The following is an 18,937-nucleotide window of genomic DNA, read 5'->3' on the forward strand; positions in this document are numbered from 1 at the left end:
GTCATTGATGTAGCATTTGCCGCAAAGGCGTACTCTGATCTCCAGGCGAGCCGCACATCTTCAGGAAATACGCAAACATCGCACACTGATGGAAATCAGAGCGCTAGCACTGCAAATAATGCAATGAATGCCGGCTCGTCACTCACTGGAACGACGAGTCACCAGGGATCGCAAGCCCCTCGTCGCTGACCTCGATGTTTCCTGCGGGACCGCCGACGGGGGTCGGTGCACCCTTTTGCCAGGGCGGTTGCAAGTTCCGGGGTCGTGCGGCTGGTCGGGTTGTGACCGGTTGGGGCGCATAACAGGGCAGGCACGGGCTTCGTGATCATTGTGGTGTCTAAGCCCGATGATCATGAGGTGGCCCGTGCCTGCTGCTGCATCCTCTCCCGTACCTGCCGTGCTGGTGAAACTGGGCCCGCTGGACAGCGGCCGGATCGCCGACCTGCGCCCCTACTTCGACTCGGTGCCCGACCCGCGCTCCCGGCGGGGCCGGTGGTACTCACTCACAGCGATCCTGCTGGTGTGCGCCTGCGCGGCTGTCTCGGGAGCCAGGAGCATCGACGAACTCGCCGAGTGGGGCCAGCGTGCCCCGAACACACTCCTGGCAGTGATCGGGATCCGGCGCCACCTGCTCAGATGGCGGCGCACTCCGTCACCGGCCACGATCGGCCGTGTGCTGGGGGCTGTTGACGGTGACGCCCTGGACCGGGCGGTCGGCGCCTACCTGGCCGACCGGCACCGCGCCGCCACCGAACCCGCCCAGGCTTCGTCGCCCTCCGGGTTCGGGCCGTCGCGTGTGATCGCTGTCGACGGCAAGGCACTCAAGGGATCAGCCCGTCTCACCGCGACGCGCCGACATCTGCTCTCCGCGGTCACCCACGGCACCGTCGTGACCCTTGCCCAGGTAGAAGTCGGCGCGAAGACGAAGAAACCACACACTTCTGTCCACTGCTGGCACCGCTGGACCTGGCCGGCGCCGTTGTCACCTTCGACGCCCTGCATTCGGTCAAGGCGAACATCTCCTGGCTGGTCGAGGCCAAGAAGGCCCACTACATCGCCGTGATCAAGACCAACCAGCCGACCGCCCACAGCCAGCTCGCGGCCCTGCCGTGGCGGGACATCGCCGTCCAGCACACCGCCTCCGGGGCTGGACACGGACGCCGCGAGTCCCGCTCAATCAAGACCTGCTCGATCGCCGACAAACTCGGCGGAATCGCCTTTCCCCACGCCCGCCTGGCCATCCGCGTCCACCGCCGGCGCAAGCAGACCGGCAAGCGCGAGACCCGTGAGAGTGTCTACGCCGTCACCAGCCTCGACGCCCACCAAGCCGGCCCGGCCGATCTGGCCGCCGCGATCCGCGGGCACTGGGGAGTGGAGAACTCCTCGCACCACATCAGGGATGTCACCTTCGCCGAGGACGCCTCCACCGTCCACGCCGGGACCGCACCACGGGCCATGGCGACCCTCCGCAACCTCGCCATCGGCGTGCTGAAAATCCTCGGAGCCGACAACATCGCCAAGACCACCCGGGCGATCCGCGACGAACCCCAACGAGCAATCCCCATCCTGGGCATCACCAACGATCCGGACGCCTACGGAACTTGATCAAGCCCTGGGCAGGCAGCGGACGGCTTGTTGTGGATCGAGGAGGGTGCGATGCCGTCGGTGCTGGGGTTGATGGAACAGCGTGAGGCGCGGGCGAGGCAGGATCTGGAGTCCTGGACGGAGGTCCTGGAGCAGGCTCAGGCGGAGGTGGATGCCGCGCGGGAGCGGGTCGAGCGGGCCCGGGTGGGGCGTGAGGAGCTCGTGTCGGTGTTGGCCGGGGAGAGCCCGGTGAATACGCCGGTTCCGGTGCCGTCCGGTGGTGAGACGGCTGCCGCCGTGGGATCGGGCGGCTTGGGTGCGGGGCATGGCGAGCGGCCGCCGGTGTGGCGGTCGGGCATGGGTGAGGAGGTGCTCGGCGGCCTGTATCGGGAGGTGTTCGCCGCGGTGGTGGCCGCTTCGGGGCCGATGAACGGGGTGGAGCTGACGCGGGCGGTGGGCCGGGAAGCGGAGATCAAGAACGAGGTGGAGAAGATCCGGCACCGTGCCTACGTGCTGGAGAAGCGGGGCTGGCTGGTGCGGGCGAAGGACGGACGGTTCATGCCTGAGCCCGGAGCAGTCGGCCGGGACGCTTCTCCGGCCAGCGCGGAGCGTCTGCGGCCAGGCGCCGGGACAGTCTGATCACGGCGGCCCACCACACCATCTGGGCGTGGTGGTCGGGGCGGCGTTCGTGGTCACGGTTGAGGCGGCGTGAGCGGGCAAGCCAGCTCAGCGTCCGCTCCACGACCCACCTGCGGGCCAGTACGACAAATCCGCGTTGTCCGTCGGAGCGGCGCACGACCTCGGTCCGCACTCCGTGACGGGCGAACGCCTTCGCCAGCGCCGGACCCTGGTAGGCACTGTCGACCCACACCAGTTGCAGCAGCCGTCCCGGCTGCTGCATGAACGTCTCCAGCAGCGCGGGCGCGGCCTTGGAGTCGTGGACATCGGCCGTGGTCACGGTCACTTCCAGGAGCAGGCCATCGGTGTCGGTCAGGATGTGACGCTTGCGGCCGTCACGTGACTTGCCGCCGTCGTATCCGCGACTGTCCTCGCCGACGGTCTCGGAGGCGTCCACCGACTGACTGTCGATGACTCCCGCACTGGGCTCGGCGTTGCGGCCGGCGCGCTGCCTCGCCGAACGTCGCAGGCGTTCGTACAGTTCACGCGCATAGTCGTAGGCCCGCCAGCGGCGGAAGAAGTCGTAGACCGCCCCGGCAGCTGTAGTTCTTGATCGTCATGGTGGTGTCATGTGGTCGCGGCGGCGGTGACGTTGTTCCAGCGCCGGTGGCAGGCTTGCGCGATGGCCTGGTGACGGCGTCGCCAGGCGGACCAGTGCAGGACATGGCCGATGTCGTGGCGGAGCGGGGGCAGGGTGGTTGCCCGCAGGATGGTCAGCAGCTCGCGTGCGCTGACCGGGATGAGGCCGACGGCCATGGTGGTGGTCGCGGTGCGGGCGCGGGTGACGGCCAGGACGGCGGTGGCCAGGATGCTGATCAGGGTCCAACGCATCCAGGAGTTCCAGCAGGTCGTCTGGCCCTGGTCGAGTCCGGTGACGCCCTTGGCCAGCTGGAAGTCCTCTTCGACCTGCCATCTGGTGCAGATGATGTGTATGAGGCCGGCAAGGGTGACGGGTCGGGTGGAGTAGCAGCGGTAGAAGGAGAGTTCGCCGGTGAAGCGGTGTCGGCGCACGACCAGGACGGATGTCCCGTCGTCCTCGGTGTCGGGGGCGTCGTCGCTCTGGATGTCGGTCCAGGTCCAGTCGTAGTGGCGGTCGCCCTTCAGGCCGTGACCGGTGAGCATCCGCATCCATGCCCGCCGGGGCAGCCGTGCGGCCAGGGTGGTCGCGGTGAAGCGGCCACCCGGGGTGGTGACCTGGTGATCGGCGCGGACCGACAGGGCGTAGTCGAAGCCGAGCCGGCGAGCACTGCGGCGCAGTTCGCGCCCGCCGTAGACCTCGTCGCCGGCGAACCAGCGTGCACGCAGGCCCAGCTGTCGGGCCCGGGTGAGCATGGCGGCAGCAAGTTCGGGCTTGGTGGCGAAGTCCACGTCGTCGGGGACGTGGGTGAGCAGGCGGCGTTCTTCGTCGGCGGCCCAGTCGGCGCCCAGGTACAGGGCCCGGTCGATCGGGGCATGGCCACGTGCGGAGGCGTAGGTGAGATGGACGGCGACCTGGCACAGACCGATCCCGCCCAGGGCCCGTATTTCAATAACTGTCAGCGACGGGTTTCCGCGGGGGTTGTTCGGGCGTGTAGCTGTTCCAATGTGCGGGCGGGTGATCCGGGTATCGGCGTGACGAGGATCCGGTGCAGGTCCAGGAGCCGTTTTGCGTCCTGGTACTGGATGGACAGGTTGGTGCGGTTGACGCCCAGTAGTTGGGCCAGGAAGGTCATGGTCACCGCTCTGCGGCGGCGCAGGATGGCTGCCAGGAGCCGGTGGGTGTGGTCCACGCTGCTGGTCTGCGGGTGTCGGTAGCTGCGTGGGCGGTGGAAGCGTCGCTGGAATGCCGCCTCGGCCATGGCGTCCCAGAAGGGTTCCGAGACCGCCACCAAATGCTCAAAGGCGGTTCGTGACATGCCGGTCAGGGCTGGATCGGTGAGCATCATGGTCAGGGCCGGGTCGGTCCGGTGAGTGGTTGCCGGCGCGTCGGGCGTTCGCGGTGGCTCGGGAGACAGTGTGTAGTTCCAGTCGCCGTGGAAGGCGTTGGGTGTGATCGGAAGGGTGTGGAACTCGGCGGGTGTGACGCTGATGCCGAGGTCGTAGCTGCCGGTGTCCAGTTCGGCCCCGATGGTTAGGCCGGTCTTGGTTGTTGTGGCGGCGATGGTCTCGAGGACGACCTGGTAGCTGGTCAGCGGTCGCCCCCGCCAGTTCGCGGTGATGTGGCAGAACATACGATGCTCTATTTTGTTCCAGTGTGTCCTGAATGCAGAGGGGAATTCGATGTAGGACGAGTTACTCGAAGCAGTGCTGCGTGACCGATGAAGGATTGGCCCTTCGAAGTCGCCCTGCGGGGGGAGACTTCAAACCGCCTCATGCCGCGTTAGCCGAAGACTGTCGTGGTGAGCGATGAGGAAAAGGCGTCCAAGAGGCGTCAGGTGGGGATCAGGGAGACGAACGCAAGTGAATCGTTGCTGACGTGTCGAAAAGATTCCGACGACATCAAAACCGGGGAGCTTGGAACCGTCCCGGGATAAGCCTGGCGGGAGCCCGTCGACTGGCCAGGCGGTGTCCGGCATGGAGACGACGTGAACCTGATCTGCTGCGGTCATGTGGAACTGGAGAAGGCGCGTACCGATACAGCCCGTCCTGGTAGGGGCGCGCGAGAGGGAGCACCCCGAGCGGTTGTGCCGTGAAGGGGCCGAGTACCGATGCGGGACGCGCCGGCGGACCGGCTCGTAGTAGTGGAGAAGCCCCTATAACGGGGGTGGAGCGAAGGGGCCGGGTCGTCCGTGACTGAGTTGATCGCATCAACCGGACGGTGTCCGGGAGGAGTTCGGTGAGCCAGTTGAAGTCGCAGGCCAAGCCGTTTGAGATTTCTAAGTGGGAAGTCAAGGAAGCATGGGAGGAAGTCAGGGCTAACAAGGGGGCACCGGGAGTGGACGGACAGAGCATCGCCGACTTCGAGAAAGACCTGAAGAACAACCTCTACAAGGTCTGGAACCGGATGTCGTCGGGCTCCTACTTTCCTCCGCCGGTGCGTGCGGTGGCCATTCCCAAGCCACATGGAGGCGGCGAGAGAACCCTCGGGATTCCCGCCGTCGCTGATCGTGTGGCTCAGGCCGTCGTGGCCCGGCATCTGGTGCGGAGGGTGGATCCTATTTTCCATCCGGACAGCTTCGGATACCGGCCCGGACGGTCCGCCTTGGACGCCGTGGAGAAGTGTCGGGAACGCAGCTGGAAACGGGACTGGGTTGTCGAGTTCGACATCTCCCAGTTCTTCGACAGTGTGCCCTGGGACCTCCTGGTCAAGGCGGTGGTAGCGCACACCGACGCCGTTTGGGTGAAGCTGTATGTGCGGAGGTGGCTTGCTGCCCCGCTCAAGATGCCCGACGGCACCCTGCTGGAACGGAAGTGCGGGACGCCACAAGGAGCCCCGGTTTCTCCCGTTTTGGCGAACCTGTTCCTGCACTACGCGTTCGACGTCTGGATGGCCCGGGAGTTCCCTGCTGTCTCGTTCGAACGCTATGCGGACGATGCGGTCGTGCACTGCGTCACCGAGCGCCAGGCCCACCAAGTGCTGGCCGCGCTCTCGGACAGGATGGCCGAGGTCGGGCTGTGTCTGCACCCGGCCAAGACCCGGATCGTGTACTGCCGGGACGGATTGCGGCGCGGCTCGTACGAGCACACGTCTTTCACGTTCCTGGGGTTCACGCTCCAACAGCGCCAGATGCGGGACAAGAACGGCCGCATCAGATGGTCGTTCCGTCCCGCGGTCAGCAGGGACGCCCTCAAACGACTCGGCGAGGAGGTCCGCTCCTGGCGGCTTCACCGGCGGGTCAACCTCACCGTGGAAGAACTCGCGCAGCGGATCAATCCGATCGTCGCGGGCTGGATGCAGTACTACGGCCGGTTCTATCGATCGGCCTTGTATCCAATTCTGATGCGCATCAACGCCTACCTGGTGCGCTGGCTACGCAACAAGTACAGACGGTTTCGCGCGATGAGGAAGGCCATCGCGGCCTTCCAGAGGGCAGCCAAGCGCCGCCCGGGGATGTTCGCGCAGTGGAGATGGATCAGTTCCCCCTCCTTGGCCTGGTGATCAGGACGACAAGAGCCGTATGACGAGAGATCGTCACGTACGGATCTGTGGGAGCCGGAGGGTGTGACTCCCTCCGGCTACCCGACTTTCGAAGTTCCGGGAGGTAGGTGACAGACCGTGATCTCCAGGCCGCTCTCTCGTGCGAAGGTGGCAAGGTTGCTTTTCCAGGTCCAGCGGCGGGGGTCGTTGGAGCCGCCGGAGTCGGCGGTGATCAGGAGCCTGCCGGCATTCGGGTGGTCCGCCTGTCCGCGGTGCTGCCACCAGCGTCGGATGGACTCCACCGCGAACTGGGCGGTGTCGTGGTCGGTGCCGACGTTGACCCATCCGCTGTTGTTGGCAATGTCGTAGATCCCGTAGGGGATCGCCATGGGCTGGTCGTTGGTGGTGAACGTGTGGCAGTCCACCTTGATCGCGTTCTTGCCCGGCCGCCAGGTGCGACCGGGCCGGTCCCGGTTGCCGAGCCATTCCTTGGCCTTGGTGTCGACGCTGATCACCGGCTGGGCGTCGTTGAGGAACTCGGTAGCGGTGGCATTGAGGTGGGTGAACTGGGCATCGCGGTCCGGATGGCTGATGCCCTCTGTTGTCTTCGCGGTTCCCTGCAGGCTGTAGCCCAGGGTGTGCAGCAGGTGTCCGACGGTTGAAGCGCTGATCGGGTGGCCCTGTGTGGTGAGGGTCGAGGCCAGGGCCCGTAACGACAGCGTGGTCCACCGCAGCGGGGAGACGGGGTCGCCTCGGGTGTGTGGCTCGATCAGCGACTCCAGCGCGGGCAGCAGACCGGAGTCGGTGTCTGTCAGCCGCTTGCGGCCGGCGCCTGGAGCCCGAACCCGTCGGGTCGGTGAGGAGCAACCGGCCAACTCGGCGATACCTCGCGCGATGGTGGCAGTGCTGGTGCCGGAGGCGGCGGCGACCCGGACGATCCCGCCGTGGCCGAGGGCCGTCGCCTCACTGGCCAGGTACAACCGACGGCGGCGCTCATCGAAGTGCGGCAGGATTTGCTCGAACTTAGACCGACCGGCAATTGGTGATGCCTGCCGGTGGCTGGTCGCTCTGGGCACGAGACAGGCACGGGCCTGAGTGATCATGGAGTTCTCTACGCTCAGTGATCACCGGAGGGCCCGTGCCTGCTGTGCCATCTTGCCTGCTCGAACCCCTGTGGGACCAGTTCGCCGCCCTGCTGCCCGCGCGCGATGACTATGCGCCGACCCACCCGCTGGGCTGTCACCGTCGCCGGGTCCCGGACCGGATCGTCTTCGAGCACATCGTGCGGGCCCTGGTCCACGGCACCGGATACGAGCGGATCGCCAGTCAGGGCTGCTCGGACCGCACCATCCGACGCCGCGTCAAACTCTGGTCACAGATGGGCATATCAGAGCAGGTCCACGCCCTGGCGCTCCAGGCGTACGACCGGATGATCGGCCTCGGACTGGCCGAGATCTCCGTGGACGGCTGCATCACGAAAGCTCCCTCGGGTGGCGAGAAAGCCGGACGCTCCCCGGTCGACCGGGGCAAGCAGGGGCTGAAGCGATCGGTGGCCTCCGACGCGGCCGGGGTCCCTCTCGGGATCGTCTCCGCAGGCGCCAACCGGCACGACTCACCGCTCCTCGGCCCCACCCTCGAAGCAACGAAAGCCCAGGTAGGAGCGCTCCCAGAGCAAGTGAACATCAATCTCGACCGCGGCTACGACAGCGCCAGGACCCGTGCCTTGCTCGACGAGTTCGGCTTCACCGGCGAGATCGCCCGCAAGGGCGTGCCCGCACCGATCCAGGCCGGCAAGCGGTGGGTGGTCGAGCGTTCACACTCGTGGATGAACGGCTACGGCAAGCTGCGGCGCTGCACCGAGAAGGACGGCAGCGCCGTGGACTTCTACCTCTACCTCGCCGCCGCTTTCGTCACGCTCCGCATGCTCATCCGACGCTCGACGAGCCGCTATCGCTGGGACGGCCGCCCCACCACCCGACGCCTCAAGTGATCCATTTGCCGGTCGGTCTTAGTCCGCAGAGCACGGGTGGCAGCGCGGCCTGACAGACACGGGGTCATATCTCAGACTCCCACCAACACCCCTCTGCCGAGCACTTATTGAAATACGGGCCCTGGGCGGGATCGGTCTGTGCCAGGTCGCCGTCCATCTCACCTACGCCTCCGCACGTGGCCATGCCCCGATCGACCGGGCCCTGTACCTGGGCGCCGACTGGGCCGCCGACGAAGAACGCCGCCTGCTCACCCACGTCCCCGACGACGTGGACTTCGCCACCAAGCCCGAACTTGCTGCCGCCATGCTCACCCGGGCCCGACAGCTGGGCCTGCGTGCACGCTGGTTCGCCGGCGACGAGGTCTACGGCGGGCGCGAACTGCGCCGCAGTGCTCGCCGGCTCGGCTTCGACTACGCCCTGTCGGTCCGCGCCGATCACCAGGTCACCACCCCGGGTGGCCGCTTCACCGCGACCACCCTGGCCGCACGGCTGCCCCGGCGGGCATGGATGCGGATGCTCACCGGTCACGGCCTGAAGGGCGACCGCCACTACGACTGGACCTGGACCGACATCCAGAGCGACGACGCCCCCGACACCGAGGACGACGGGACATCCGTCCTGGTCGTGCGCCGACACCGCTTCACCGGCGAACTCTCCTTCTACCGCTGCTACTCCACCCGACCCGTCACCCTTGCCGGCCTCATACACATCATCTGCACCAGATGGCAGGTCGAAGAGGACTTCCAGCTGGCCAAGGGCGTCACCGGACTCGACCAGGGCCAGACGACCTGCTGGAACTCCTGGATGCGTTGGACCCTGATCAGCATCCTGGCCACCGCCGTCCTGGCCGTCACCCGCGCCCGCACCGCGACCACCACCATGGCCGTCGGCCTCATCCCGGTCAGCGCACGCGAGCTGCTGACCATCCTGCGGGCAACCACCCTGCCCCCGCTCCGCCACGACATCGGCCATGTCCTGCACTGGTCCGCCTGGCGACGCCGTCACCAGGCCATCGCGCAAGCCTGCCACCGGCGCTGGAACAACGTCACCGCCGCCGCGACCACATGACACCACCATGACGATCAAGAACTACAGCTGCCGGGACTGATGCGGACGCCGGTCTCGTAGCTGAGGGTGTCGAGTTCGGCGCGGACTATCAGTCCCGTGCGGGTGGTGGTCGCTGCGATGCTGTTCACGATGACTTCATGGCTGGTCAGCGTCCTGCCCCGCCAGTTCATCGTGATGTGGGAAAACAGTCGGTGCTCGATTCGGTTCCACTTAGATGTGCCCGGACAATGCCGTTGTTTGAAGGTTCATTGAGTTGGTAGTGACGGACTGAACGTCGCGCCGTTATGCCGGGTGTGCATCCGTGGAGCGGGGTATCTGAGCGAGTGCGGCTGGGCTTGATCACGAAGTGGGTGACGCCCGAGTTGGTGGACGAGGTCCTGTCGGAGTGTCGCAAACAGGGCCGTCGGCCGGGAGCGTTGCCGGCGGGGTTCATGGTCTACTTCACACTCGCGCTTGCGCTCTTCCACCAGGACTCCTACGACGATGTGGCCGAACAACTGGTAGGTGGTGTCCCGGAGTTGAGTGGGTGCATCCCGCACAAGGCGTCTTTCACCCGGGCTCGGGAGCGCCTGGGGCCGGAGGTTGTGGAGCAGCTCTTCCACCGCCTGGCCGGCCCGCTGGCCCCTGCGGGGCTGGCCGGATCCTTCTACCGGGGGATGCGTCTGGCTGCGGTCGACGGTTTCCTGCTGGACGTGCCGGACAACGAGGCCAACCGACGCGCCTTCGGCGGGCCGAAGGACTCCAGCGGGAAGCCGGGCGGGTTTCCGCAGGTGAGAGTCGTGACGCTGACCGAGACCGGCACGCATTCCTCCATCGACGCGCGGGTGGGCGGCTACAACAGCGGTGAACGCGACCCAGCCGTGTCCATGGCTTCCTCGGCCTCCGGGATGCTCGTGATCATGGACCGGGGGTTCCCCGGGGTGGAGTTGTGGAAGGCGTACACCGGTGCCGGTGCCCACCTACTGCTGCGGGCCCGCTCGTGTGTCGCACGCCGCCCAGTACGCCACCTGCCCGACGGCACCTACCTGGCGCGCATGAACCTCGCGGGGCAGAAGGGCGCCCATCCGGGCGGCGTGCTGGTGCGCGTGATTGAGTACCGCGTCGATGGGCGCGAAGTGATCCGGCTGCTGACCGACCTCTTCGACCACGACACCTACCCAGCAAGGGAGTTAGCGGTCCTGTACCACGAAAGATGGGAGGTGGAATCCGCCTACCGGCAGATCAAGACCTTCCAGCGAGGTCGGCAGGAAGTCCTGCGATCGACAGACCCGCAGCTGGTGCGCCAGGAAGTGTGGGCGCATCTGGTCGTGCACCACTGCCTGACCGGCATCGTCATGCAACTCGCCGACAGCAACGGCATCGACCCGGACCGCATCTCGTTCGTCAAGGTCCTCAAGCACACCCGACGCAGCGTGGTCCGCCAGCGCGCCGACACCCCGTCAAAGATCCGCAGGTTCCTGACCGCGCTGGCGGCGAAGGTCCGCCGGAAACTCGACAACGGCACCCGCCGACTGAGAGAGGCAGACCGCTTCCTCAAACGGCCCAACTCGCCGTACTCCTACCGGCCGAAGGACCAACTGAAGGCCCCACCACGCCGCGTAGCCGCCAGGACCATCACACTGCAGGCGACGATAGTTCAGTAGTCAAACAACGGCATTGTGTGCCCGGAGGAAAGTGACACACGGTGATCTCCAGGCCGGTCTCGACAGCCAGCGCGGCCAGCTCGAACTTCCAGGCCCGGGTGCGGTAGCCGTTGGAACCGCCCGCGTCCGCGGTGATCAGCAGACGGTGCGAGCGCGGGTAGGTGTCGTGCCCGACCGCGTGCCACCAGCGGCGGACGGAGGCGACGGCGAAGGCTGCGGTGTCGTGGTCGGTGCCGACGTTGACCCAGCCCGCGTCCGCGGTCAGGTCGTAGATCCCGTATGGGATCGCCTTGCCCAGATCGGCATCGGGAAAGTCATGGGTGCGAACCCGGACCGGATCGCCTTCGCGACGCCACTCGTGGCCGGCGTTCTTATAGTTGCCGACCAACTCCTTCTTCTTGGTGTCCACGCTGATCACCGGGTCTCCGGCGGCCTGGAAGTCCTTGGCCTGGCCGTTGATATAGCGGAACTGCGCATCGCGGTCCGGGTGTTGGGCACCTTCGATGGTCTTGGCGTTGCCCTGGAGACTGAAGCCCTCCTCGCGCAGCACGGCCGCCACGGTGTCCGCCGAGACCCGGTGCCCCTGCCGGGTCAGCTCAGCAGCCAGTTGCCGGGTCGACTTCGTCGTCCAGCGCAGCGGCGACATCGGGTCCCCGCGTACATCCGGTTCCACCAAGGCCAGCAAGGCGGGCCGAAGGCCCGGATCCAGGTCCACCGCACGCTTGCGGCCCCCACCGGACCGGCGCACCCGCCCCAACGGCGCCTCGCCGGACTCGAGTTCCGTCACACCGCACGACACGGTGCCCTCCCGGACGCCGGCCGCACGAGCGACGAGCCTGATGCCTCCATGGCCCAGCGACCGTGCCTCTGCTCCTATAGCCAGCCGCCGCTGCCGCTCGTCGAGATGCGGGAACAGCGTCGCGAACTTCGCGGCCAGGGCCGCCTCGATCCCCTCCGGACTCCCCATACCATGGCAACGAGCCTCGGAGCCGGAAGCGACGGCTTGTTTCCCGGCAGGCCCTAACTACCCGGCCTTGGGGAAACTTCAGAGGTTCGCGGTGGCCGGGGCGACGTTTCCGTTCCGGATGGCCTGGACGAGGGACGTGGCCGCAGTGACCACGGAGGATGATGCGGACGCGGTCTTGAGCACCTTGAGCGCTGGTGTCTCGCCCGCGAACTCGGCGAAGCTGGTCGCGGCGGCGAGGATCTGCGTCAGAGTGGTGGGCAGCCGGTCCAGACTGAAGTTAGCCTGGAGGCCGGCTCCTAGATGGTCGCCCCACCAGAGCTTTCCGAACGCTGGAGGGGGGCCGCTCCGCCCCTGCGCCTGCGCCGACGTGCTGGTGGCGGAGCCGGACCCGACGTTCTGGAAATTCAGCGTGTATCCGTTCCTCCGTTTGGCGAGTCTCCGGACCGCCGAGGGGGCCGCGGGGGCCGGCAGCGTCGTCAGAGGAATGGAATGGTCCCTGGGAGGCTGGGCCGGCCCTGTGGATGCGCTGCTCATGAAGGCGTCCTCATCTCTGCTGGTGGGACGTTTCGTCCGCACAACGGAAGGGTGATCTGAGGGGTTCCAACGATCCGGGAAGGACGCGGCGGAGGTCACGGCGGTCCCGGACCGGGTGAACTCCACCGCCGCGCCCGGCGTAGTGCCAGGAGAGGGGCCCACCTTCCACGGCCTGATCCCTTCTGTGAACCGGAGTTGCACCTCATGACGAAGCCTCGACGACCCCGTCTCTCCGCCCTTGCCTCGACGTTCGCCCCTGCGGTCGCCCTCGGTCGGCCTTCTCGCCTCGCCCGCCGACGCCGCGTACCTGTGCGGCTCCAGCGAGGTGTGCCTGTACCAGAACACCGACTTCACCGGCTCGGTGTAGTCGTGCCGAAGATCCCGTTGAGCAACGGGCTGTGGACCAGGTGCAAGACGAACTTCGCCGGGGTGAAGTTCAGCAACGGCGATCCGCTCGACAACAACGTCTCGTCGGTGGTCAACAACTCCGGCAGCGCACTCTTCTCGTGGGAGACAGCACCCGACGACGGGCAGATGTTCGGTGTCCCTGGAGGTCATGACGCCGAGACTCTCGGGAGTTTCGACAACAAGACGTCGTCCGCCTGCTGACAGCGGGACCGTCAACGAGCCACATGGCATGCGCTGTTCGAAAGAGATGGAGACATGGCAGTGAACGCGGAGAAGGCAGAGAGCGCGGCGGGCGCGGAAGTGACCACGGCTGCTGCGAGAGGCGGCGCGCACCGTGGCCCGATGCGGAAGATCTCCGTACGGCGCACCGAGCCCATCAAAGTGACGTCGGCGCCCTTCAGCCATCAGCCGGCCATCGTCCCCGTCTGACGTCGTACGGAGAGCGGAGAGTCGCGGATCGGCGGTGACACGGGGATGCTGACGTTTCCTCACCTGACCGTGGTTCCGGACGGGGACGACGTCGTGGTGGGGCGCGCGGACACCGGTGTCTACGCGGTGTTCCCGGCGGACGGCGCCGCGTTGCTGGGACGGCTACAGGCCGGTGCCAGCACGGACGAGGCGGCGGGCTGGTACCGGGAACGCTACGGTGAGTCGGCAGACATGATGGACTTCCTCTCCACCTTGCGGATGCTGGGGTTCGTCCACGTGTCCGGTGAACCCTCCGTCACCGCACCACCGGGAGCGCCACGGGGTCAACTCCTGGGAAGACTCGCCTTCTCCTGGCCCGCGTGGCTCGTCTATGCCGGTCTCTGCGGGTACGCGCTGTATCTGCTGGTGCGGTTCCCCGGCCTGCGGCCGAGCCCCAACGATCTGTTCTTCACGCAGTCCCTGCTGCTGACCGAGCTGGGGTTGCTGGCCGCACAGGTTCTGGGCGGCCTCCACCACGAGGTGTGGCACGCGCTGGCGGGCCGGAGACTCGGTGTCCGCACCCGACTCCGGCTCGGCAACCGCCTCTACTTCCTGGTGTTCGAGACCGATCTCACCGAGCTGTGGAGCCTGCCGCGCCGGTACCGGTATCTCCCGCTGCTGGCCGGGATGGTGGGTGACCTGGTCTGGTTCTCGCTGGCGACGATCCTGGCCCGGACGGCCGACACCTACGGCGGTCCGCACGGCTTCCCGGGCACGTTCCTCCGGGCCCTGGCCCTGTCCGCGCTCCTGCGGCTGGCCTGGCAGTTCCAAGTCCATCTGCGGACCGACGTCTACCAGGTCCTCGTCACCGCACTGCGCTGCGTGGACCTGCGCGGGACCACCAGGGAATCTCTCGTCAACCGGGTACGCCGACTGCTCCGCCGGGCCGCCCCGTACGTCGAGGAGCGCTGGTATCCGCGCGATCGGCAGGTGGCGCGCTGGTACGTCTTCCTGGCCGGGGCCGGCTATGTGGTCACCCTGGGTATGGGGGGCTGGATCGGCGTGCCCTTCCTGGCCCACATGTTCACCGGTGTCACCGCACAACTGCGCGGCGAGAAAAACGCGCTGGACGCAGCCCCTTTCCCGAACGCCTCGTTCGTGGACGGCTGCCTCACCCTCCTCATCAACCTCGCGCCCATGGCGACGGTTGTGTTCATCGTGCTGTTCCGACGGCGAGCCCACCGGACGGCAGCCGGAGAGCAGGCTCCGGACCGGCCACCACGCCGTAACCGTCGTTACCTCCCCGCCATGTCACCAGCGGAACGGAACGAAGAATGACCCACCACCTCTGGATCACCGGCCCGCACCGGCAGGACCGCCAGGCCGTATGGGAGGACGCATCACCCAAAGGGGTCAGGTTGGTGAGCGACTGCCACAGTCGACTGCGCGGTGTCTACACCGGCACCAACACCCTGCTCCGCCAACTGGTCCCGCTGGTCTACGAACACGCCACCGAGCTGGTGCACTCGTACGCCACCGAGATCCTCTACGTGGCACCGGAGTTGAACGACCTCATCGCCACTGAGCCCGAGGTGTTCCGGCCGATCCCCGTGGAGGTGTACCGGGAACACCGGCGCTTCCTCGCCCGTGCCTACTCCACCGTACGACCGTTGCTGCTCGCGCACGGCCTCACGGACTTCCTCAGGGAATGCGCCGCCCTGCCGCCCGTCCTCCCCTCCCTCAGCTGCTCCTTCGAGAACGTCCACGCGGCCGACGAACTGGACCGGCAGCTTCTGACCATCCTGGTCCGCCGGGTGGATCCGGGGATGGTGACGATCGGCGTGGGTTCGGCGGACGAGAGGCTGCCCGAGCCGCTCGCGAGAGCCCTCTACCGCCACACCCGTCGACTCTCAACAGGGTTGACTTCGAGACGGCCTTCGCGCGGACAGGACGACGTCGGCGAAGCTCTACGGCGGGCACCGGCCGGTCTCCGCGAGACCTGGGCGAAGGCGTTCGTCGACTCGGACGGCACCAGTGACGTGCCGCTCGAACAGGCAGCGTACGACGCCGTAAGCGTGAGCCGACGCCGGGACTGGCACGATGAGCGAGCCGAACTGCTCTTGCAACAGGACGACTTCGGGCTGCGGCTGGGCGCGATTCCCTACCATCGCGCGCACGGCCGCTTCCACACCACGCGGGGAGCCGCCGCGTACACCGAGGCCACGGAGTACGTCACCGACGTCGGTTACTACGAGGCGGCCGTGCGCATCGGCGACCTCGGCCGGGCGCTGGTGGACCGGACCACGCAGATGCGGGCCCACCCCAGCCTCTTCCTAGACCAGGACATTCCGCTGCTCGCGCTCCGCCGCACCGACGAAGCGCGCCGCGTCTACGAGGAGTTGCGCGCCTTCTCTGCCGAGCCCGCCGTCCAGGCCCATGTCGCCTACGGCATGAGCATGTTGTACGCGCGCTTTTACCCGCCGGAGCAGCGCGACCTCACTCGGGCAAGGGCCTGGATCAACACGGCCCTTGCTCTGGCCCGCACCCTTCCCGATGCCGAACTGCGCGCCCATCTCACGGCGTTTGAGCAGAACGGACTGGCGCTGATCGAGTACCGGCTGGGCCACTTCGACGAGGCGATCAGACTGGAGACCGAGGCGATGGAGCTGCTGGATAGCAAGCCCGGTCCACACCCGTACGAACGGTATCTGCGCCGCGCGCTGCTCACCTTCAACCGCGCGCAGGTCTGCGCCACGGTCGGCAGGTACGACGAGGCAATCGCCGACTGGACCTCGGTGATCGACCTCTTCCCCCACGAGAGCGACGGCTATCTCGAACGCGGCACGGCGCATCGCGGGGCCGGCCGCCCCGAGGAGGCCCTGGCCGACTACGGCCGCGCGATCGCCCGCAACCCGCCGCCCGAGGCGTACTACAACCGGGCGGGCATGCTCCTGGAACTGGGGTGCGAGCAGGAGGCGTTGGCCGACTACGACATCCTCCTGGATCTCGACCCGGACCACGTGGACACGCTGGTCAACCGCGCCGCCCTCCACTACGACCGGGGCGACCTCGGCCAGGCCCGCCAGGACGTCGAGCGCGGCCTGACCCTGGAGCCCGCCCATGCCCGGCTCCTGTGCGCCCTTGGCCTGCTCGAACTGGCAGACGGCCGCGTGGAGACCGCTCACCGGGCCTTAACCCGCGCCATCGAGGAAGCCCCGACTCTCGCGGCCGCCTGGGCTAATCGCGGCGTCCTCGCCTACACCGTGGGCGACACCGGTGCCGCCATCACCGACCTGACCCAGGCCCTCACTCTGGGCGAGGACGCGGACATCCGCTACAACCGGGCCCTGGCCCACCAACACCAGGGCAACTGGCAACAGGCGATCGACGATTACACCGAGTCCCTGGGCAACGCGGGCAGCACCCCCGAGGACATCCACACCCGCCTCGCGGAATGCCGACGCGAACTGACAGACTCCGAGCAGGCGTAGAGAGGGCGTGGAGAGGGCGGAGCCGGGCAGTGTCCCCAACTACTCCGGTGGTGGACAAGGGGCGTCGCCGACCCTGACTGTCTGTCTGAGTACCTCGGCGTTCACGGGGGCGGCCGCTCAGGGCGGAGGTGACCCCACTGGGCCTGCGCGGCGTCGGCGGTTAGGTCGTGGGGCCGGCCGGTCTCTGCACAGGTCGCACCCGCAGCCCGGTCCGCGATGACCGCGAAGCGCACCAGCTCGCGGGTCAACGCGGCGAGGTCGGCGGCGGTGCTGTACAGCCCGGGCGCCGCGTCCCGACCTGCGAACCATGCGAATGCCGAATACGTATATGGAGTGGAATCCCGTGTCTAAGACTTGTCCCGTAAATGATCTGACGTGGGTGGGTGACCTGCTCGTTTCTTGGTCATCCGGCCAGAGTGAGGTTGTGCAGGCGGGCGATGCCGAGCATGGCGTGGTGGACGCCGTCGCCTTTCAGGCGGCAGTCGCGGAGGATCTTCCAGGTCTTCATGCGGGCGAAGGTGTGCTCGACGCGGGCGCGGACCTTGCGGTGGGAGGTGTTGTGTTCTTCTTTCCAGGCCGGGAGTTCGGTCTGGCCGGGTTCGCGGCGGTGCGGGATCACCAGGCCGGTGCCCCGGTAGCCGCCGTCCGCGATGAGGTTGTTCTTGCCGACGGCGTCCTTGGCGCCGGACAGTTCCCATGCCTTGCAGTCGTTGCGGTTGCCGGACAGCGGCCGGCCGACGGCGACGACGAGCCGGGTGTCGGCGTCGATGACGACCTGGTGATTGGTGGAGTACCTGTAGTTCTTCGACTGCTCGGCCACCGTGTGGTCGCGGGTGGGCACGAGGGTGCCGTCCACGATCAGCACGGCGTCCTTGCGGAACCGCGTGCGCTGCTGTAGTGCCAGTGCCGGCCCGAGGTGGTTGTCGATGCGGTCCGCCGCGGACTTCGACACCCCGAACAGCGGGGCGAGTTGGCGCAGCGTGAGGTTGGTTCGCCAGTACGCGGCGACCAGCAGGACCCGGTCCTTCAGCGGCAGGCTCCAGGGCCGGCCCTTGCGGACCGGGTCTGCCTCTTCGCGCCGCAACGCGGTGAGCAGCTTGCCGAACTGACGCGGACTCAGCCCCGTGAACGGGGTTATCCAGGACGGCTCCGACGCCGTGATCACACCAGCCACACCAAGATCATCTCACCCGTGACCAGCGGTTACGGGACAAGCCTTAGCCCCAGATTGGTCTCAAGATAAAGGAGCACGCCACCATGTCAGCGCCAACGCCTTCGAGGACTCCGCGTCCTCTCCCCATTATCCCGGGGCCCGATTCGTCCTTTTCGTTCCGGCCGGGAGCGACCCTAGATTGTCCGGCTGTGGCACGACCTACCGGAGCTACGGTCCTGGAACCTACTGCGGTACCGTCGGGCGGTACTTACATTCAACTGGATACGGACGGATACATTAACAGCCCGGGTGCGTATATACCGCAACGTCCTGCACCGCAGCCTCCAACGCAGGACGCTTCGTCCTTTTCGTTCCGGCCGGGAGCGACCCTAGATTGTCCGGCTGTGGCACGACCTACCGGAGCTACGGTCCTGGAACCTACTGCGGTACCGTCGGGCGGTACTTACATTCAACTGGATACGGACGGATACATTAACAGCCCGGGTGCGTATATACCGCAACGTCCTGCACCGCAGCCTCCAACGCAGGACGCTTCGTCCTTTTCGTTCCGGCCGGGAGCGACCCTAGATTGTCCGGCTGTGGCACGACCTACCGGAGCTACGGCCCTGGAACCTACTGCGGTACCGTCGGGCGGTACTTACATTCAACTGGATACGGACGGATACATTAACAGCCCGGGTGCGTATATACCGCAACGTCCTGCACCGCAGCCTCCAACGCCTGACTCTGAGCGCACGCTTGGTGGCGAGTTTGGCCTCGACGCCTTTCAGCGCACGCGGAGAGGGCAGCTCTCGAAGGGGGTTCGTGGGATTGCGGCCGCTGCTGGATTGACGGTCCCTGGTGCTTCTTCGGTGCAGCGGAAACAGTCGCCAGATGATGTTTCCGTAGCTCAGAGACCGGTTCTGACGAGGCCTGCTGCTTCAGGCCCAGGCCG

General features: G+C 67.1%; 15 protein-coding genes and 5 pseudogenes. 12 read left to right on the top strand and 8 right to left on the bottom strand.

The window, feature by feature from the left end; genetic code table 11:
- Positions 1 to 397: 397 nt before the first annotated feature.
- From OG568_RS60600 to OG568_RS60610, 3 genes are read left to right on the top strand one after another with little or no spacing between them, the layout of a single operon-like run.
- The gene (locus OG568_RS60600) at positions 398 to 1,063 is read left to right on the top strand and encodes a transposase family protein (RefSeq protein WP_329538480.1); all 666 of its coding nucleotides are present in this window, start codon (positions 398 to 400) and stop codon (positions 1,061 to 1,063) included.
- The gene (locus OG568_RS60605; RefSeq protein ID WP_329538569.1) at positions 967 to 1,605 is read left to right on the top strand and encodes an ISAs1 family transposase; all 639 of its coding nucleotides are present in this window, start codon (positions 967 to 969) and stop codon (positions 1,603 to 1,605) included. The genes OG568_RS60600 and OG568_RS60605 overlap by 97 nt, the downstream gene beginning before the upstream one ends.
- A gap of 51 nt (positions 1,606 to 1,656) precedes the next feature.
- Complete coding sequence (locus OG568_RS60610) at positions 1,657 to 2,223, top strand: hypothetical protein (RefSeq protein ID WP_329538481.1); 567 nt, start codon at positions 1,657 to 1,659, stop codon at positions 2,221 to 2,223.
- Here OG568_RS60610 and OG568_RS60615 read toward each other — a convergent pair.
- The 3 genes and pseudogenes from OG568_RS60615 to OG568_RS60625 form a co-directional block, all read right to left on the bottom strand.
- Positions 2,141 to 2,785 (bottom strand): annotated as a pseudogene (locus OG568_RS60615) (IS5 family transposase); the annotation flags it as partial. The gene OG568_RS60610 and the pseudogene OG568_RS60615 sit on opposite strands and share 83 nt — an antisense overlap.
- Before the next feature lie 44 nt (positions 2,786 to 2,829).
- Positions 2,830 to 3,801 carry an IS701 family transposase gene (locus OG568_RS60620; RefSeq protein ID WP_329538570.1) on the bottom strand — a complete coding sequence of 324 codons (972 nt, stop codon included), beginning with the start codon at positions 3,799 to 3,801 and terminating at the stop codon, positions 2,830 to 2,832.
- Positions 3,778 to 4,493 (bottom strand): annotated as a pseudogene (locus OG568_RS60625) (ISAzo13-like element transposase-related protein); the annotation flags it as partial. The pseudogene OG568_RS60625 and the gene OG568_RS60620, both read right to left, overlap by 24 nt.
- Before the next feature lie 584 nt (positions 4,494 to 5,077).
- Between OG568_RS60625 and ltrA the strand changes: the two are divergent.
- Positions 5,078 to 6,340, top strand: a complete 1,263-nt coding sequence (gene ltrA / locus OG568_RS60630) for a group II intron reverse transcriptase/maturase (protein ID WP_329537798.1) — start codon at positions 5,078 to 5,080, stop codon at positions 6,338 to 6,340.
- 86 nt (positions 6,341 to 6,426) lie between these two features.
- Here ltrA and OG568_RS60635 read toward each other — a convergent pair.
- Positions 6,427 to 7,359 (bottom strand): annotated as a pseudogene (locus tag OG568_RS60635) (ISAzo13 family transposase); the annotation flags it as partial.
- 98 nt (positions 7,360 to 7,457) lie between these two features.
- On the opposite strand from OG568_RS60635, the gene OG568_RS60640 reads away from it, so the two are divergent.
- Positions 7,458 to 8,309, top strand: coding sequence for an IS5 family transposase (locus tag OG568_RS60640; protein WP_329538479.1), 852 nt, complete (start codon positions 7,458 to 7,460; stop codon positions 8,307 to 8,309).
- Between the two features lie 130 nt (positions 8,310 to 8,439).
- The gene (locus tag OG568_RS60645) at positions 8,440 to 9,378 is read left to right on the top strand and encodes an IS701 family transposase (RefSeq protein ID WP_329538571.1); all 939 of its coding nucleotides are present in this window, start codon (positions 8,440 to 8,442) and stop codon (positions 9,376 to 9,378) included.
- 38 nt (positions 9,379 to 9,416) lie between these two features.
- Here OG568_RS60645 and OG568_RS60650 read toward each other — a convergent pair.
- Positions 9,417 to 9,602 (bottom strand): annotated as a pseudogene (locus tag OG568_RS60650) (ISAzo13-like element transposase-related protein); the annotation flags it as partial.
- Positions 9,603 to 9,662: 60 nt separating this feature from the next.
- Here OG568_RS60650 and OG568_RS60655 point away from each other — a divergent pair.
- Positions 9,663 to 11,021 carry an IS4 family transposase gene (locus OG568_RS60655; protein WP_329538482.1) on the top strand — a complete coding sequence of 453 codons (1,359 nt, stop codon included), beginning with the start codon at positions 9,663 to 9,665 and terminating at the stop codon, positions 11,019 to 11,021.
- 16 nt (positions 11,022 to 11,037) lie between these two features.
- Here the strand turns inward: OG568_RS60655 and OG568_RS60660 are convergent.
- A pseudogene (locus tag OG568_RS60660) lies at positions 11,038 to 11,988 on the bottom strand (ISAzo13 family transposase); the annotation flags it as partial.
- A 78-nt stretch (positions 11,989 to 12,066) separates the two neighbouring features.
- On the bottom strand, positions 12,067 to 12,522 hold the full coding sequence (locus OG568_RS60665; RefSeq protein WP_329538484.1) for a hypothetical protein: 456 nt from the start codon (positions 12,520 to 12,522) through the stop codon (positions 12,067 to 12,069).
- A gap of 238 nt (positions 12,523 to 12,760) precedes the next feature.
- Here OG568_RS60665 and OG568_RS60670 point away from each other — a divergent pair, with 238 nt between their 5' ends.
- The 5 genes from OG568_RS60670 to OG568_RS60690 are packed head-to-tail and all read left to right on the top strand — an operon-like array spanning position 12,761 to position 16,829.
- Positions 12,761 to 12,889, top strand: coding sequence for a peptidase inhibitor family I36 protein (locus tag OG568_RS60670; protein ID WP_329538485.1), 129 nt, complete (start codon positions 12,761 to 12,763; stop codon positions 12,887 to 12,889).
- A gap of 2 nt (positions 12,890 to 12,891) precedes the next feature.
- Positions 12,892 to 13,131, top strand: a complete 240-nt coding sequence (locus tag OG568_RS60675) for a hypothetical protein (protein WP_329538486.1) — start codon at positions 12,892 to 12,894, stop codon at positions 13,129 to 13,131.
- Between the two features lie 54 nt (positions 13,132 to 13,185).
- Complete coding sequence (locus OG568_RS60680; protein WP_329538487.1) at positions 13,186 to 13,359, top strand: hypothetical protein; 174 nt, start codon at positions 13,186 to 13,188, stop codon at positions 13,357 to 13,359.
- Positions 13,360 to 13,404: 45 nt separating this feature from the next.
- Positions 13,405 to 14,676 carry a hypothetical protein gene (locus tag OG568_RS60685; protein ID WP_329538488.1) on the top strand — a complete coding sequence of 424 codons (1,272 nt, stop codon included), beginning with the start codon at positions 13,405 to 13,407 and terminating at the stop codon, positions 14,674 to 14,676.
- Positions 14,673 to 16,829 carry a tetratricopeptide repeat protein gene (locus OG568_RS60690; protein WP_329538489.1) on the top strand — a complete coding sequence of 719 codons (2,157 nt, stop codon included), beginning with the start codon at positions 14,673 to 14,675 and terminating at the stop codon, positions 16,827 to 16,829. The genes OG568_RS60685 and OG568_RS60690 overlap by 4 nt, the downstream gene beginning before the upstream one ends.
- A 403-nt stretch (positions 16,830 to 17,232) precedes the next feature.
- On the opposite strand, the gene OG568_RS60695 is transcribed toward OG568_RS60690, so the two are convergent.
- On the bottom strand, positions 17,233 to 18,003 hold the full coding sequence (locus OG568_RS60695) for a transposase (protein WP_329538490.1): 771 nt from the start codon (positions 18,001 to 18,003) through the stop codon (positions 17,233 to 17,235).
- Positions 18,004 to 18,937: the final 934 nt, after the last annotated feature.

It is taken from the genome of Streptomyces sp. NBC_01450 (assembly GCF_036227505.1).
Lineage (GTDB): Bacteria > Actinomycetota > Actinomycetes > Streptomycetales > Streptomycetaceae > Streptomyces.